This is a genomic window from Leifsonia sp. 21MFCrub1.1 (assembly GCF_900107895.1).
Classification (GTDB): domain Bacteria; phylum Actinomycetota; class Actinomycetes; order Actinomycetales; family Microbacteriaceae; genus Leifsonia; species Leifsonia soli.
In genome coordinates this window covers 2069487-2083659 of sequence record NZ_LT629867.1, presented here as the reverse complement: position 1 = coordinate 2083659, position 14173 = coordinate 2069487, and the positions used below count along the sequence as shown (strand labels likewise).

General features: G+C 69.6%; 11 protein-coding genes. 9 read left to right on the top strand and 2 right to left on the bottom strand.

Annotated features, from left to right (window positions below; genetic code table 11):
• Positions 1-78 precede the first annotated feature (78 nt).
• Positions 79-1140: a GNAT family N-acetyltransferase gene (locus tag BLW09_RS09880; protein WP_089911770.1), complete on the bottom strand. Its 1062-nt coding sequence runs from the start codon at positions 1138-1140 to the stop codon at positions 79-81.
• Positions 1141-1362: 222 nt separating this feature from the next.
• On the opposite strand from BLW09_RS09880, the gene BLW09_RS09875 reads away from it, so the two are divergent.
• From BLW09_RS09875 to smc, 6 genes are all read left to right on the top strand, one after another.
• Positions 1363-2586, top strand: a complete 1224-nt coding sequence (locus BLW09_RS09875) for a branched-chain amino acid ABC transporter substrate-binding protein (protein ID WP_089911768.1) — start codon at positions 1363-1365, stop codon at positions 2584-2586.
• 116 nt (positions 2587-2702) lie between these two features.
• Complete coding sequence (locus BLW09_RS09870; protein ID WP_089911765.1) at positions 2703-3710, top strand: branched-chain amino acid ABC transporter permease; 1008 nt, start codon at positions 2703-2705, stop codon at positions 3708-3710.
• Positions 3707-4939 (top strand): branched-chain amino acid ABC transporter permease, encoded by a 1233-nt coding sequence (locus tag BLW09_RS09865; protein ID WP_089911764.1) that lies wholly within the window; start codon positions 3707-3709, stop codon positions 4937-4939. The genes BLW09_RS09870 and BLW09_RS09865 overlap by 4 nt, the downstream gene beginning before the upstream one ends.
• On the top strand, positions 4936-5847 hold the full coding sequence (locus BLW09_RS09860) for an ABC transporter ATP-binding protein (protein ID WP_089911761.1): 912 nt from the start codon (positions 4936-4938) through the stop codon (positions 5845-5847). The genes BLW09_RS09865 and BLW09_RS09860 overlap by 4 nt, the downstream gene beginning before the upstream one ends.
• On the top strand, positions 5834-6547 hold the full coding sequence (locus BLW09_RS09855; RefSeq protein ID WP_089911757.1) for an ABC transporter ATP-binding protein: 714 nt from the start codon (positions 5834-5836) through the stop codon (positions 6545-6547). Before BLW09_RS09860 ends, BLW09_RS09855 begins: the two co-directional genes overlap by 14 nt.
• A 136-nt stretch (positions 6548-6683) precedes the next feature.
• Positions 6684-10226, top strand: coding sequence for a chromosome segregation protein SMC (smc, locus tag BLW09_RS09850; protein WP_089911754.1), 3543 nt, complete (start codon positions 6684-6686; stop codon positions 10224-10226).
• A gap of 16 nt (positions 10227-10242) precedes the next feature.
• On the opposite strand, the gene BLW09_RS09845 is transcribed toward smc, so the two are convergent.
• The gene (locus tag BLW09_RS09845) at positions 10243-11061 is read right to left on the bottom strand and encodes a CHAD domain-containing protein (RefSeq protein ID WP_231946765.1); all 819 of its coding nucleotides are present in this window, start codon (positions 11059-11061) and stop codon (positions 10243-10245) included.
• A gap of 35 nt (positions 11062-11096) precedes the next feature.
• Here BLW09_RS09845 and ftsY point away from each other — a divergent pair, with 35 nt between their 5' ends.
• From ftsY to ffh, 3 genes are read left to right on the top strand one after another with little or no spacing between them, the layout of a single operon-like run.
• Positions 11097-11972 (top strand): signal recognition particle-docking protein FtsY, encoded by an 876-nt coding sequence (ftsY, locus tag BLW09_RS09840; protein WP_089911749.1) that lies wholly within the window; start codon positions 11097-11099, stop codon positions 11970-11972.
• An 11-nt stretch (positions 11973-11983) separates the two neighbouring features.
• Entirely contained in the window at positions 11984-12487 is a 504-nt protein-coding gene (locus tag BLW09_RS09835; protein WP_089911747.1) for a DUF2004 domain-containing protein, read from the top strand.
• Positions 12488-12536: 49 nt separating this feature from the next.
• Positions 12537-14123 carry a signal recognition particle protein gene (gene ffh / locus BLW09_RS09830; protein ID WP_089911745.1) on the top strand — a complete coding sequence of 529 codons (1587 nt, stop codon included), beginning with the start codon at positions 12537-12539 and terminating at the stop codon, positions 14121-14123.
• The last annotated feature ends 50 nt before the right edge of the window (positions 14124-14173 follow it).

The following is a 14173-nucleotide window of genomic DNA, read 5'->3' as shown; positions in this document are numbered from 1 at the left end:
TCACCGCCGACACGCCGGTGCGCAGCCACGAACTCCTCCCTTTCGCCGTCGCCGCCTCCGCTCGCGGCGGGATGCCGATCAGCCGAGTGTCTTCTGCCAGTGGCCGGTGAGCGCGTGCGGCCGGAAGCCGAAGGCGCGGTTGATCGCGAGCATCGGGTCGTTCTCGTCGGCGTTCCAGGTGAGGATGCGCCGGATGTGCGGTGCGAGGCGGCCCAGCTCCTGGATGTTCCGGAGCTTCACCGCGGTGCCCAGCCGGTGGCCGCGGTGCGCGCGCGCCACGAGGGTGTCGTACTGCTCGGCCTTCGTCCCGTCGGCGGGGACGGCCAGCTCGGTGTACGCCGCGATCTCGCCGGTCGCCTCGTGCACCGCCGCCGTGACGAGCAGCGGCTCGCCCCGGGCGACGAGCGTCCGCTCCTGCGAGCGCACCCGCTCTCCATCCCAGTCCTCCGGGTCGACGGCGATGCCGCCCTGCGGGATGTCGGTCGACATCCGCGCCTTCATCGCGGCGAACCGCTCCAGCAGATCGTCCGGGGCGGCGCCCCACCACGACACCAGACGGAAGCCGCTGGGCGTCATGGTCAGGCCGGCCTCGCGCTCGGGCGGGAGCGGCAGGTGCAGCTCGCTCGACCGCTCGATCTGACCCAGCCGGTAGCCGTGCCGCAGCGCGAAGCGCACATCCCGGGATGACGCGGGCAGCCCCGCGGTGCCCGCTGAGGCCCGCACCAGCCGGTCGGCGCCCTCCAGCGTCCGGACGGGATGCTCGGTGTACGCCGAGACGACGCGCCGTCCGCCGTCGGCCGCGAGTTCCTCGCCTTTCGCGAGCAGCGCCGCTCCGATGCCGCGCCCGCGGAGCGCCGGCACGACATCCACCAGCAGCGACACCGTCTCGGAGTCCTCGTCGAGCGGGAAGATCGCCTCCACCCGGCCGACGATCGCGCCCTCCTCGATCGCGACGAAGACGATCCGCTCGACGTAGTCCTGCTCGCGATGCGCCGCGAGTGCTTGATCGGCCGTCTCGACGAAGTCGTCGTCGCCCCACAGATCGACGACGATGCCGTTGAGGACGCCGACCATCTCCTCGAAGGCGGCGGAGCCCGGGGTGCCGAGCGCGTCGGGGATGTCCAGCCGGGTCACACGCATGCGGTCGGGCACCTCCTCGAGCCGTTCGACGGCGAAGGATCAGCCTACCCAGGCGCGCGGCACGGTGTGAAGTGTCGCGCTCGGTTTGGTTTCGATCGTGTAAATCTGCGTTCCGATCGTGGTTGCAAAACGTTGCGATCCATGTATTCTCAGCACACATATTCGTGGCACGAACCGGCGAAAACGGCGAGTTCGTGACGGATTAACGTCGAGAGGCAGAAGATGCTACGGAAGAAAGTCACCATCGGTGCGGCTGTTGCAGCGTCAGTCGCACTGTTCCTCGCGGGATGTGCGAACCAGCCGTCCACGGGGGGATCCAGCAACGGGAACTCGTCGAAGGTCGACATCCCGGCGATCACGTCGGTCGATGTCCCCAAGGACGCAGTGCTCCCCGCGGGCGACGGAAAGGCCACCTGTCCTGCTGGCCTGACCATCGGCTACGTGGGTGCGGAGACGGGCCCGAACGCCCAGCTCGGTATCAACATCTACAACGGCATCCAGCTGGCCATCGACCAGCACAACGAAGCCAACAAGGGATGCCAGGTCGGCTTCAAGAAGTTCGACACGGAGGGCGACCCGAACAAGGCAACCGGCCCGGTCACGCAGGCCGTGAACGAGACCGACATCGTCGGCGTCGTCGGCCTCCCGTTCTCGGGTGAGTCGAAGGCCACCGGCAACATCTTCGAGCAGCAGGGCCTCGTCCACATCACGCCGTCGGCCACCAACCCGGGTCTGACGCAGAACGGATGGAAGACCTTCTTCCGCGGCCTCGGCAACGACGCCGTGCAGGGTCCGGCCGCCGCCAAGTTCCTGACGGACAAGCTGGAGGCCAAGAAGGTCTACCTGGTCCAGGACGACTCCGACTACGGCATCGGCCTCGGCACCCAGACCTCGAAGGCTCTCGGCGACGCGCTCGTCGGAACCGACAAGGTGACCACCGGCCAGAAGGACTTCTCCGCGGTGATCTCCAAGATCATCAACGCGAAGCCCGACGCGGTCTACTACGCGGGTTACTACGCCGAGGGCGCCCCGTTCGACCAGCAGCTGGTCAACAAGGGCTACAAGGGCACCTTCGTCGGCCCGGACGGCGTGAAGGACGACCAGTTCATCAAGCTGGCCGGCGACGCGTCCGGCAACGCGTACTTCACCTGCCCCTGCATCCCGGGTGAGCTGATCCCCGACTTCGAGTCCGCCTACAAGAAGCTCGCCAGCGCCGAGCCGGGCACGTACTCGATCGAGGGCTACGACGCCGCCACCGTCCTCCTCTCCGGTATCGACAAGGGCAAGACGACCCGCGCCGACCTGCTGGCCTGGGTCAAGGACTACGACGCCGACGGTCTGAGCAAGCACTACAAGTGGGACTCCACCGGTGAGCTCCAGGCCCCGGCCGTCTACGGCTACAAGGTCGAGAACGGCAAGATCGTGCCGATCGGCACCATCGGCTGAGGCGACACCTGAAGGGTGCCGCGGGACACGACGGCCCGCGGCACCCTCGTTTTTCGACTACGCTCGCTTTGCTTGTCGGATCGACGGAGATCCGGCACTGAACCCTGGATGCTCGAATGCTCGAAACCCTCCTCCTTCATCCCGCCCTCGACAGCTCCTGGATCAATTTCGACGTCAACGCGCTGGTCCAGAACTTCTGGAGTGCGACGTTCGACGGCCTCACCTTCGGCGCGGTCTACGGCCTCATCGCCGTCGGGTACACGCTGGTCTACGGTGTGCTGAACCTGATCAACTTCGCCCACTCCGAGGTCTTCATCGTCGGCGCGTACGGCGTCGTGATCACCCTCACCTCGCTGGGCTTCGGGCCCAGCGCCCCCAATCTCAGTCCCGGCGCCATCATCGGCGATCTGATACTGGCGCTCCTCGTCGGTGTCGTCGCATCGGCGATCACCGCCTGGGTCCTGGAACGCGTCGCGTACCGGCCGCTGCGAAGGCGGAACGCGCCACGCCTCGTGTTCCTCATCACGGCGATCGGCGCCTCGTTCACCATCCAGTACCTGATCTTCCTGATCCGGGGCGCGAACGCGGAGCCGGCGGTGACGATGTTCATCCCGCAGCCGATCTTCGACGTGTTCGGCACCATCGTGAACAGCCAGCAGCTCATCATCGTGATCGCCTCGGTCATCCTGATGGTGGCGACGGACTGGTTCATCCGCAAGACCCGCACCGGCCGTGGCATCCGCGCTGTCGCACAGGACCCGGACACCGCGACCCTGATGGGTGTGAACAAGGAGCGGATCATCCAGATCACGTTCATCACCGGCGGCATCCTCGCCGGTGCTGCTGCCCTGTTCTACGTGATGCTCGTGCCCTCCGGCGTCATCTACAACGGCGGATTCGTGCTCGGCGTCAAGGCGTTCGCAGCGGCCGTCCTCGGCGGCATCGGCAACGTCCGCGGCGCTCTGCTCGGCGGTCTGCTGCTCGGCGTCATCGGCAACTACGGCCAGATCCTCCTCGGTGACTCGCAGTGGACGGACGTCGTGGCCTTCGTGGTCCTCGTCCTCGTGCTGCTGGTCAAGCCGAGCGGCATCCTCGGCACTTCGCTCGGAAGGAGCCGCGCATGAGCATGACAGAAGGACCCAGGGTCCTCCCCGACGGCCGCGAGGAGCAAGCGGTCGACGCCCTCGAAGCGGCCCGCGGCAAGCGCAGCACCGGACCGTTCGCGAAGCTCCGCGACCGCTGGAACAACCTGCCCCGTCCCGTGCAGTGGGCGTGGCTGCTGATCGTGGTCGTCATCGCGTATGCGCTGCCGTACCTGAACTTCTTCCCGCTCACCACGGCGCCGGGCAACGACTGGGCCCTGGCCTGCTTCTCGATGGCGGTCTACGCCCTCATCGCGATCGGCCTGAACGTCGTGGTCGGCTACGCAGGCCTGCTCGACCTCGGCTACGTGGCGTTCTTCGCCGTCGGGTCGTACACGGCGGCCATGCTGACCAGCCCCGATTCGCCGTTCGTCAAGATCCCGTACCTGTGGACGATCCCGGTCGCCATCGCGGTGACGATGACGTTCGGCATCATCCTGGGCGTCCCGACGCTCCGCCTCCGCGGCGACTACCTGGCGATCGTGACGCTCGGCTTCGGTGAGATCGTGCGCATCCTCGCCACGATCATCCCGGCCATGAAGGGACAGGTCGGCTTCCAGAACGTCGGCCACCCGCCGGGGGAGAACGCCGACGGCATCCCGATCTTCTCCAACTCCAACGGCGTCCCGTGGTACTGGCTGACGATCACCGTCATCATCGTCATCCTGCTGCTGGTCGGCAACCTGGAGCGCAGCCGCGTCGGCCGCGCCTGGGTCGCGATCCGCGAGGACGAGGACGCGGCGGAGATCATGGGCGTCCCGACCTTCAAGTACAAGGTGTGGGCGTTCGCGATCGGCGCCGGCGTCGGCGGGCTCTCTGGTGCGCTGTTCGCCGGGCAGGTCGGCTTCGTGAACAACCAGAAGTTCGACGTGCAGACGTCGATCCTGTTCCTCGCGGCCGTCGTCCTCGGCGGCGCGGGCAACAAGGTCGGCGCCATGCTCGGTGGTGCGATCGTGGCGTACATCCCGCTGCGGTTCACCGTCATCGCCGACTACAAGTACCTGATCTTCGGCATCGCGCTCGTGCTGATCATGATCTTCCGCTCGCAGGGCCTGTTCCCGGCTCGGCAGAAGCTGCTGGCGTACGGCAGGCATGCCTACCGCCGGGTGGTGGACGCCACGACGGGCCGCCCCGGCCCGCGGACCGGGGCGACGCCGGCGGTCGATCCCGGCTCACTCGACGGCGACGGCGCGAAGGGAGGCGCACGATGACGGACGCACAGAACACGGTTCCCGAAGAGGAGCCGGCCCTCGGCGCGAACGAGGACGAACTGGAGGCCGCCGGCATCGACCTGGAGGTCGCCGAGGCCGCCGCACCCGACCGCGAGATCGCGGTCGAGGTCGGCGAGAACATCGTCGAGGTGCGCAACCTGACGGTGAAGTTCGGCGGCCTGACGGCCCTCGACGACGTCACCTTCGACATCCGCCGCGGTGAGATCCTCGGGCTGATCGGCCCGAACGGCGCGGGCAAGACGACGTGCTTCAACGCCATGACCGGCGTCTACAAGCCGACCAGCGGCGACGTGCTGCTGGAGGGTCAGACGATCAAGGGGCGCAAGCAGCACCAGATCACCCGCCTCGGCCTCTCCCGGACGTTCCAGAACATCCGGCTGTTCGGCGAGATGACGGCGCTCGAGAATGTGGTGGTCGGGCTGGATGCGCGGCACCGCACCTCGGTCCCCGGCGCGCTGCTCCGCCTCCCGCGGCACACGCGCGAGGAGAAGTCGTCGATCGAGCGCGGCATGGCTCTGCTCGAGTTCGTCGGCATCGCCGACCAGGCGGGGTCGCTGTCCCGCTCGCTCCCGTACGGCTACCAGCGCCGCCTGGAGATCGCGCGGGCGCTCGCGACCGATCCGAAGGTGCTGTGCCTCGACGAGCCGGCAGCCGGCTTCAACCCGGCGGAGAAGGAGGAGCTCATGGAGCTCATCCGCACCATCCGGGCCGACGGGTACACCGTTCTGCTGATCGAACACGACATGAAGCTGGTCATGGGAGTGACCGACCGGATCGTCGTGCTGGAATTCGGACGCAAGATCGCCGACGACACTCCGGAGGCCATCCGGAACGACCCGCGCGTGATCGCCGCCTACCTCGGGGAGCCCGAAGATGACGTTGCTTGAGCTGAAGAACATCAGCGTTTCGTACGGCCGGATCGAGGCCATCCACGACATGTCCTTCTCAGTGGAGGAGGGCGAGATCGTCAGCCTGATCGGGGCGAACGGCGCCGGCAAGTCGACGACCATGAAGACGATCTCGGGCATCCTGAACCCGTCGAAGGGGTCCATCCTGTTCGACGGCGAGGACATCACGAAGATGAAGGCGCACATCCGCGTCGTCCGGGGCATCTCGCAGGCGCCGGAGGGCCGGGGGATCTTCCCGGGCATGACGGTCATGGAGAACCTCGACATGGGCGCGTTCGGCCGGAAGGACCGCTCCAAGATGGGCGAGGACTTCGACCGCGTGTTCGCGCTGTTCCCGCGGCTCGCCGAGCGCAAGACGCAGGTCGGCGGCACGATGTCGGGCGGCGAGCAGCAGATGCTCGCCATCGGGCGCGCGCTGATGTCGAATCCGCGGCTGCTGCTGCTGGACGAGCCGTCGATGGGCCTCGCGCCGCAGTTCATCCGGCAGATCTTCTCGATCGTGACGGAGATCAACAAGCAGGGCACGACGGTGCTGCTGGTGGAGCAGAACGCCAACCAGGCGCTGGCCCGCGCGAATCGCGGCTTCGTCCTGGAGACCGGCGTGATCACCCGCGCCGGAACCGGCAAGGAGCTCCTCGCCGACCCCGCCATCAAGGAGGCCTACCTGGGCGTCGCCTGACGCCCCTCCCACCCCCTCCGCACCCCCGTCGAGTACGCGAAAACTGCACGCCATCCACCCGGATGACGTGCAGTTTTCGCGTACTCGACGGTGGGGGGACGGGGGCGCGGCGTGAACGTCCGGTAAATTCGCCTGCGTGTACTTGAAGAGTCTGACGCTCAAGGGCTTCAAGTCGTTCGCGCAGCCGACGACGTTCGCCTTCGAGCCGGGCGTCACCTGCGTCGTCGGCCCCAACGGGTCCGGTAAGTCGAACGTGGTCGACGCGCTCGCCTGGGTGATGGGCGAGCAGGGCGCCAAGACGCTCCGCGGCGGCAAGATGGAGGACGTCATCTTCGCCGGGACGGCCACGCGCGGTCCGCTCGGCCGGGCCGAGGTGCAGCTGACCATCGACAACGCCGACGGAGCGCTGCCGATCGAGTACTCCGAGGTGACCATCTCGCGCACCCTGTTCCGCAACGGCGGCAGCGAGTACGCGATCAACGGGCAGTCCTGCCGCCTGCTGGATGTGCAGGAGCTGCTGAGCGACTCCGGTCTCGGCCGCGAGATGCACGTCATCGTCGGCCAGGGTCAGCTCGACGCCGTGCTGCACGCCAGCCCGGAGGACCGACGGGGTTTCATCGAGGAGGCGGCCGGCATCCTGAAGCACCGCCGCCGCAAGGAGAAGACCCTCCGCAAGCTGGAGGCCATGCAGACCAACCTGACCCGGCTCAGCGACCTGGCGGGGGAGGTGCGCCGTCAGCTCAAGCCCCTCGGGCACCAGGCGGAGATCGCGCGCGAGGCGCAGTCGATCGCCGCCGTCGTGCGGGATGCGCGGGCGCGGCTGCTCGCCGACGAGGTCGTCAACCTGCGCCGCACGCTCGACGATCACGGCCGCACGGAGTCCGAGCGGCACAGCGAGCAGATCGTGCTGCAGGAGCAGCTGGAGCAGAAGCAGCTGCGCCGCACCCGGCTGGAGCAGGCGCTCGTGGGCGACGCGGTGGACACGGCGCGCAGCACCGCGTTCGCGCTGGAGTCGGTGCAGGAACGGCTGCGCGGGCTGTTCACCCTCGCCAACCAGCGGGTGGCGTTGCTGGGCAGCCAGGGCGACGCGCCCGATGCGAGCCCGAGCGTGACCCCGCAGAACGTGCAGGACGCCCGTGACGAGGTCGAGCGCCTCCGCGGCGTCGTCGTCGAGGCGGAGGCCGCGTGGACGGCGGCGCAGGCGGCGACGCGGAGCGCCCGGTCCCGCCTGGATGCGGTGGACGAGGAGATCGCGGCGCAGAGCGCGCTGGTCTCCCGTCACGACCTGGAGATCTCGAAGCTGAACGGCCAGGCCGACGCAGCGGCGCAGCGGCTGGCGGCGGTCCGCGGCGAGGTGCTGCGGCAGCAGAACGCGCTGGACGCCGCGACCGAGCGCCGGGAACGCGCCCGCGCCGAGTTCGCCGCCCGAGAGGCGGAGGCCGCGACCGCGGATGTCGGCGAGGGCGACCTCGACGAGGCGTACGAGCTGGCGCAGGCGACCGTGTTCGAGGCGGAGGGCGAGATCGAGCGGCTCCGGGAGGAGCTGCACACGCTGGAGCGCGAACGCGACGCCCTCGCGGCGCGGGTCAGCGCCCTCTCGCTCGCGCTGGACCAGAAGGACGGATCCTCGGCCCTCGTCGCCGCGCGCCTCCCGGGCGTGCGCGGGCTCGTGGCCGAGCACATCCGCGTCCATCCCGGGTACGAAGCGGCCATCGCCGCCGCCCTCGGCACGCTCGCCGACGCCGTGCTCGCCGACGACCGGGATGCGGCCGTCGCCGCGGTGACGCACGCGGCGGCCGACGACCTCGGGAGGGTCGAGGTCGTCATCGCGGACGCACCGGCCGCCACCGTCGATCTCGGCGGCATCGCCGGCGTCGTTCCGGCGACGAGTGTGGTGGATGCGCCGGACGGCGTACGCGGCATCCTCGCCTTCACCGCCATCGCCGACGACCTGGATTCCGCCCGCCGGGCGTTCGCAGCCTTCGGCGGCCGGTCCGCCGGCGGGCCGATCACGATCATCACGACCTCCGGCGACGTGCTCACCGAGCATGTGCTGCGCGGCGGGTCCGGCGCGAAGCAGAGCCGCATCGAGCTCATCGCCGACCGCGACGCCGCGCAGGAGCGTCTCACCGAGGTCACCTCGCTGATCGACCGCGCGAAGTTCGCCCTCGCCGAGCAGCGCGGCGTTCTTCAGGTCGCCAAGGAGCAGTCGCAGGCCGCGCTCGCCACCTTGCGCGAGTTCGACGCCAAGCTGGCGGCGCAGACCGAGCAGGTGAATCGGCTCAAGGTGCAGCTGGAGGCCTCGCAGGCCGAGTTCGACCGGCTCAGCCGGGCGCTCGAGCAGGCGGGCGAGCGCGTCTCCGAGGCCGAGCAGGCGGCGGAGAAGGCGAAGGCGGAGCTGGAGGCGGCTCGTTCGCGTCCGCGTCCCATCCTCGACGTCAGCGCGCGCGACGCCCTGTCGACCGAGCTGGACGCCGCCCGCGAGGCCGAGGTCGAGGCACGCCTGGCGGTCGAGACGGCGAAGGAGCGCGTCCGCGCGGAGGAGGCCCGCGGGGTGGCGCTCGCCCGGCGGCTGGAGGCCGAGCGCGCCGCAGCCGAGGAGGCGGCCCGGCGCGCCGTCATCCGGCGTCGCCAGCTGGATGCCGCCGAGAGCGTCATCGCGGCCCTCCCGGCCGTCCTCGCATCGATCGACCGCTCCGTCGCCCAGGCACGGCTGGAGCTCGCGACGGCGGAGGCCGAGCGCGCCAGCCGCAACGACGAGCTGTCGACCCTGCGGCGCGATGAGGACGCGGTGCGCCAGAGGCTGCAGGCGATCACCGAGTCGGTGCACGGCCTGGAGCTACAGATCTACGAGAAGAAGCTGCACCTCTCGAGCCTGCTGGAGCGGGCGGGCAGCGAGCTGGGCCTGGTCGAGGATGTGCTGGTGGCCGAGTACGGGCCGGAGGTGCCCGTTCCCGTGGACCCGGCGCGCGACGAGGTGCGCGAGCCGGACGCCGAGGTCGAGACCGTCCCGTTCTCACGCGAGCAGCAGCAGAAGCGCCTGGCTGCGGCGGAGCGCAAGCTGTCGCAGCTCGGCCGGGTGAATCCGCTCGCCCTCGAGGAGTTCGCCGCGCTGGAGCAGCGCCACAAGTTCCTCACAGAGCAGCTCACCGACCTCACCAACACCCGCAAAGACCTGCTGACGATCATCGAGGACATCGACGAGCGGATGCAGACCATCTTCGAGTCGGCGTTCGCCGACACCGAGGAGGCATTCAAGCGGGTCTTCCCGATCCTGTTCCCGGGCGGGCAGGGCAGCATCAGCCTGACCAACCCGGACGACCTGCTGACGACCGGCATCGAGGTGTCGGTGAAGCCGGCGGGCAAGAAGATCGAGCGGCTCTCGCTGCTCTCCGGCGGAGAGCGGTCCCTGGCGGCCGTTGCGCTCCTGATCGCGATCTTCAAGGCGCGGCCCAGCCCGTTCTACATCATGGACGAGGTGGAGGCGGCGCTGGACGACGCCAACCTGGGCCGCCTGCTCACGATCTTCGAGGACCTCCGCGAGAGCAGCCAGCTGATCGTCATCACCCACCAGAAGCGCACGATGGAGATCGCGGACGCCCTGTACGGCGTCTCGATGCGCCAGGACGGCGTCTCCGCGGTCGTCGGCCAGCGCGTCGCGCAGGAGAAGGCGAGCTAGGGCCGGTCAGGAGCCGTCACTCCCCGGCCACGGCTTCGATCGCGGCGACCTTCTCGTCCAGCCCGGCGAGGAGCTCCTCGGCCCGCTGGTCGCACTCGGCGGCCAGCACGGCGATCCCGGCGGCGGCCGAGGCGCTGAGACGCCTGGCGTCGGCCCGGTCGCGCAGGTGACGGGCCAGGAGGACGAGGTCGCGATGATCGCCGAGCGCATCCTGCACCGCCTTCGCCGCCGCGGCGATCCGCACGGCCTCCCGTCCCAGGTCGTCGACGACGGCCTCCGCCGCGTACCGCAGCCGGCGCGCCGCCTTCCGTGTCTCGTGCCGCTGCTCGAGGCTCTCGCCGGAGTTCCTCCGCACCCGTCGGGCGGCTTTCGCCAGCCCCTTCCTGGCGACCCGTCGCGGGTGCCTCCGTCCGGGCTTCGCCAGCGGGGGAGCGGCGGCGAACCGCTGCAGATCCGCGAGGAGCGTGCGGTGCGCCCGGCTGCGCAGGTGCCGCAGCAGGGCCGCGTGCTCGCGCTCGTGCTCGGCGCGGGCCTCTGCGGCGATGGCCTCGACCGCATCCACCAGCTCCGGCGCCGATTCCGGGCCGAGCAGACCCTCGAGGTCGCGAGCGCGCACCTCGGCGTCGCGCACCCGGCCGAGCCGCTCGCCGAGCCCGGTCAACCGCCCGCGCATCGCGCGCTGCGCCTCCCGGTCGAACGCCGGCCGGTACACGCTCAGGATGCTGCGCAGCCGCCGGACGCCCGTGCGCGCCTGGTGGACGGCATCCTCCCCGCCGGTCTCGATCGCGACCAGCTGCTCCGCCAGCTCCGCCGAGACCCCCACGAGCGCGTACATGAGCACACCGTACAACCGCGGCTAGTCTGAGTGTCATGGCTGACCGCACCCCCTGGTCTCTGTCGAACGCCCTGCGCGGGCTGTTCGCCAAGAAGACCATCGACGACGACACCTGGGACGACCTCGAGACGGCGCTCATCACGGCCGACTTCGGTCCGGACGTGACCGAGGCCGTGGTCGACGACCTGCGCGCGAAGGTGGAGCGGTACCACACCACCGACCCCGCGGATCTGCAGCGGATGCTGCGCGAGACGCTCGAGGAGCGCCTGTCGAAGCTCGACACCACGCTGAAGCTGAGCGAGCGGCCGGCGATCGTCCTGGTCGTCGGGGTCAACGGCGTCGGCAAGACGACCACGATCGGCAAGTTCGCGAAGTTCCTGCGGACCTACGACCGCTCGGTCGTCGTCGGCGCGGCCGACACCTTCCGTGCCGCCGCCGTCGAGCAGCTGGCGACCTGGGCCGAGCGCGCGGGAGCCGAGATCGTCCGGCCGCAGCAGCAGGGGCAGGACCCGGCGTCCGTGGCCTTCCAGACCGTCGAGAAGGCCAAGCGCGACGGCACCGAGATCGTCATCATCGACACGGCGGGCCGGCTGCAGACCAAGGGCGGCCTGATGGACGAGCTCTCCAAGATCAAGCGCGTCGTCGAGAAGCAGGCCCCGATCGCCGAAGTGCTGCTCGTCCTCGACGCCACGACCGGGCAGAACGGACTGGCACAGGCGGAGGCCTTCCTCGAGCACGCGGGCGTGACCGGGCTGGTGCTGACGAAGCTGGACGGCTCCGCGAAGGGCGGGTTCGTGCTCGCGGTGCAGGAGCGCACCGGCATCCCGATCAAGCTCGTCGGCCAGGGCGAGGGCATCAACGACCTCACCGGCTTCACGCCGCACGTCTTCGCACAGCAGCTGGTGGGATAGGGAGGCGCGGCATGGCGATCGAGCACGACTTCTTCGGCCTCATCGACGAGACGGCGAGCGGCGGACTCGCATGGGACGACACCGTCGAGCTGGGCGACCAGACCGTCGAGGTCGAGCTCCTGGCCGACGACGAGAGCAGCGTCCCGGAGTTCGCCCTGGACTCGGCGGCAGCACTCATCCAGGCGCTGGAAGGCTTCGACGCCCGCGCCCGCGACGCGCTCATCGCCGAACTGAGCTCCCGGCAGTCCGCCACCTCCAGCTACATCGACGACCACGTCGAGAAGCTGGGCGACAGCCTCGTCGATCTGCTGGTCTACAACTCGGGCGACATCGCGATCGATGTGCTGCGGTCCCTCCAGCTGATGAGCGTCGTCATCCAGGCCGACCACTCCGACGAGGACGAGGTGTTCGCGACGTTCGACTACTCGATCGCCCCGGACGAGACGGATGCGCTGCTCACGGTCGCCTTCGACATCCGCGGCGATGTCGTCTCGGTCGAGACGTCGGGCGACTGACGGGCGCTCACGACGCTCAGCCATCGTCGCCCGGTAGAATGACGGGATCATGGCTACTTTCGGCACGCTCTCCGACCGTCTTGCGGACACCTTCAAGAATCTGCGCACCAAGGGCAAGCTGTCGCCGGCGGACGTCGACGGCACCGTGCGCGAGATCCGCCGCGCCCTGCTCGACGCCGACGTGGCGCTCCCGGTGGTCAAGGACTTCACCGCCAAGGTGCGCGAGCGCGCGCTGAGCGACGAGGTCAACAAGGCTCTCAACCCGGCTCAGCAGGTCGTGCAGATCGTCAACGAGGAGCTCGTCGGCATCCTGGGCGGCCAGCAGCGCCGCCTGCAGTTCGCGAAGCGGCCCCCGACGGTCATCATGCTCGCCGGCCTCCAGGGCGCCGGAAAGACGACGCTCGCCGGCAAGCTCGGCAAGTGGCTGGTGAAGGACGGGCACACCCCGCTGCTGGTCGCCGCCGACCTCCAGCGCCCCAACGCCGTGACCCAGCTGCAGATCGTCGGAGAACAGGCCGGCGTCCCCGTCTTCGCGCCGGAGCCGGGCAACGGCGTCGGCAACCCGGTGAAGGTGGCGAAGGACGCCCTGAAGTTCGCCGAGACCAAGCAGTACGACACCGTCGTCATCGACACGGCCGGCCGTCTCGGCGTCGACGCCGAGCTGATGAAGCAGGCGGCCGACATCCGCAAGGCGACCGACCCCGACGAGGTGCTGTTCGTCATCGACGCCATGATCGGTCAGGACGCGGTGGCGACCGCCAAGGCGTTCCAGGACGGCGTCGACTTCACCGGCGTCGTGCTCTCGAAGCTCGACGGCGACGCCCGTGGCGGTGCGGCGCTGTCGGTGGCCTCCGTCACCGGCCGTCCGATCATCTTCGCCTCCACCGGTGAGAACCTCGACGACTTCGAGCCGTTCCACCCGGACCGCATGGCGTCGCGCATCCTCGATTTAGGTGACATCCTCACGCTGATCGAGCAGGCCCAGCAGGCCTTCGACGAGGATGAGGCGCGCAAGGTCGCCGAGAAGTTCGCGACCGACTCCTTCACCCTCGACGACTTCCTCAAGCAGATGCAGCAGCTGCGCAACATGGGGTCGATCAAGAAGATGATGGGCATGCTGCCCGGCGCCGGCCAGATGAAGCAGCAGCTCGACCAGTTCGACGAGCGCGAGATCGTGCGGACGGAGGCCATCATCCAGTCGATGACGAAGGCCGAGCGCACCAACCCGAAGCTGCTCAATGGCTCCCGCCGGCTCCGCATCGCGAAGGGCTCCGGCTCGACGGTCACCGAGGTGAACCAACTCGTCAACCGCTTCGAGCAGGCCGCGAAGATGATGAAGACGGTTGCGAAGGGCGGTGTGCCGAACGTCCCGGGCATGGGGCCCATCCCCGGAGCCTCGTACGCCGGCCGCAAGCAGCAGAAGAACAAGAAGAAGGGCTCGCGCTCCGGCAACCCGGCCAAGCGGGCGGCGGAGAACGCCGCCCTTGCGGCCGGCGTCACGACCGGCGGCGCGTCGCCGAGCGGCAGCGGGTTCGGCCTCGGCGGCGGTGCTGCTGCTGCTGCGCCGCAGGGAGCGCCGGCGGGCGGGCCGTCCGAAGAGGAGCTGGCCGCGCTGCAGAAGTTCCTCGGCCGCTGATCCGCGGCGGACCGGAGGAGTTCCGCCCGGTCGCGTGCCCCGGCCGGCCG

What these genes read in the sequence shown, in the direction of transcription:
- BLW09_RS09880 (WP_089911770.1), bottom strand. Translation starts at nt 1,140, where the DNA reads ATGCGTGTGACCCGGCTGGACATCCCCGACGCGCTCGGCACCCCGGGC.
- BLW09_RS09875 (WP_089911768.1), top strand. Translation starts at nt 1,363, where the DNA reads ATGCTACGGAAGAAAGTCACCATCGGTGCGGCTGTTGCAGCGTCAGTC.
- BLW09_RS09870 (WP_089911765.1), top strand. Translation starts at nt 2,703, where the DNA reads ATGCTCGAAACCCTCCTCCTTCATCCCGCCCTCGACAGCTCCTGGATC.
- BLW09_RS09865 (WP_089911764.1), top strand. Translation starts at nt 3,707, where the DNA reads ATGAGCATGACAGAAGGACCCAGGGTCCTCCCCGACGGCCGCGAGGAG.
- BLW09_RS09860 (WP_089911761.1), top strand. Translation starts at nt 4,936, where the DNA reads ATGACGGACGCACAGAACACGGTTCCCGAAGAGGAGCCGGCCCTCGGC.
- BLW09_RS09855 (WP_089911757.1), top strand. Translation starts at nt 5,834, where the DNA reads ATGACGTTGCTTGAGCTGAAGAACATCAGCGTTTCGTACGGCCGGATC.
- BLW09_RS09845 (WP_231946765.1), bottom strand. Translation starts at nt 11,061, where the DNA reads ATGTACGCGCTCGTGGGGGTCTCGGCGGAGCTGGCGGAGCAGCTGGTC.
- ftsY (WP_089911749.1), top strand. Translation starts at nt 11,097, where the DNA reads ATGGCTGACCGCACCCCCTGGTCTCTGTCGAACGCCCTGCGCGGGCTG.
- BLW09_RS09835 (WP_089911747.1), top strand. Translation starts at nt 11,984, where the DNA reads ATGGCGATCGAGCACGACTTCTTCGGCCTCATCGACGAGACGGCGAGC.
- ffh (WP_089911745.1), top strand. Translation starts at nt 12,537, where the DNA reads ATGGCTACTTTCGGCACGCTCTCCGACCGTCTTGCGGACACCTTCAAG.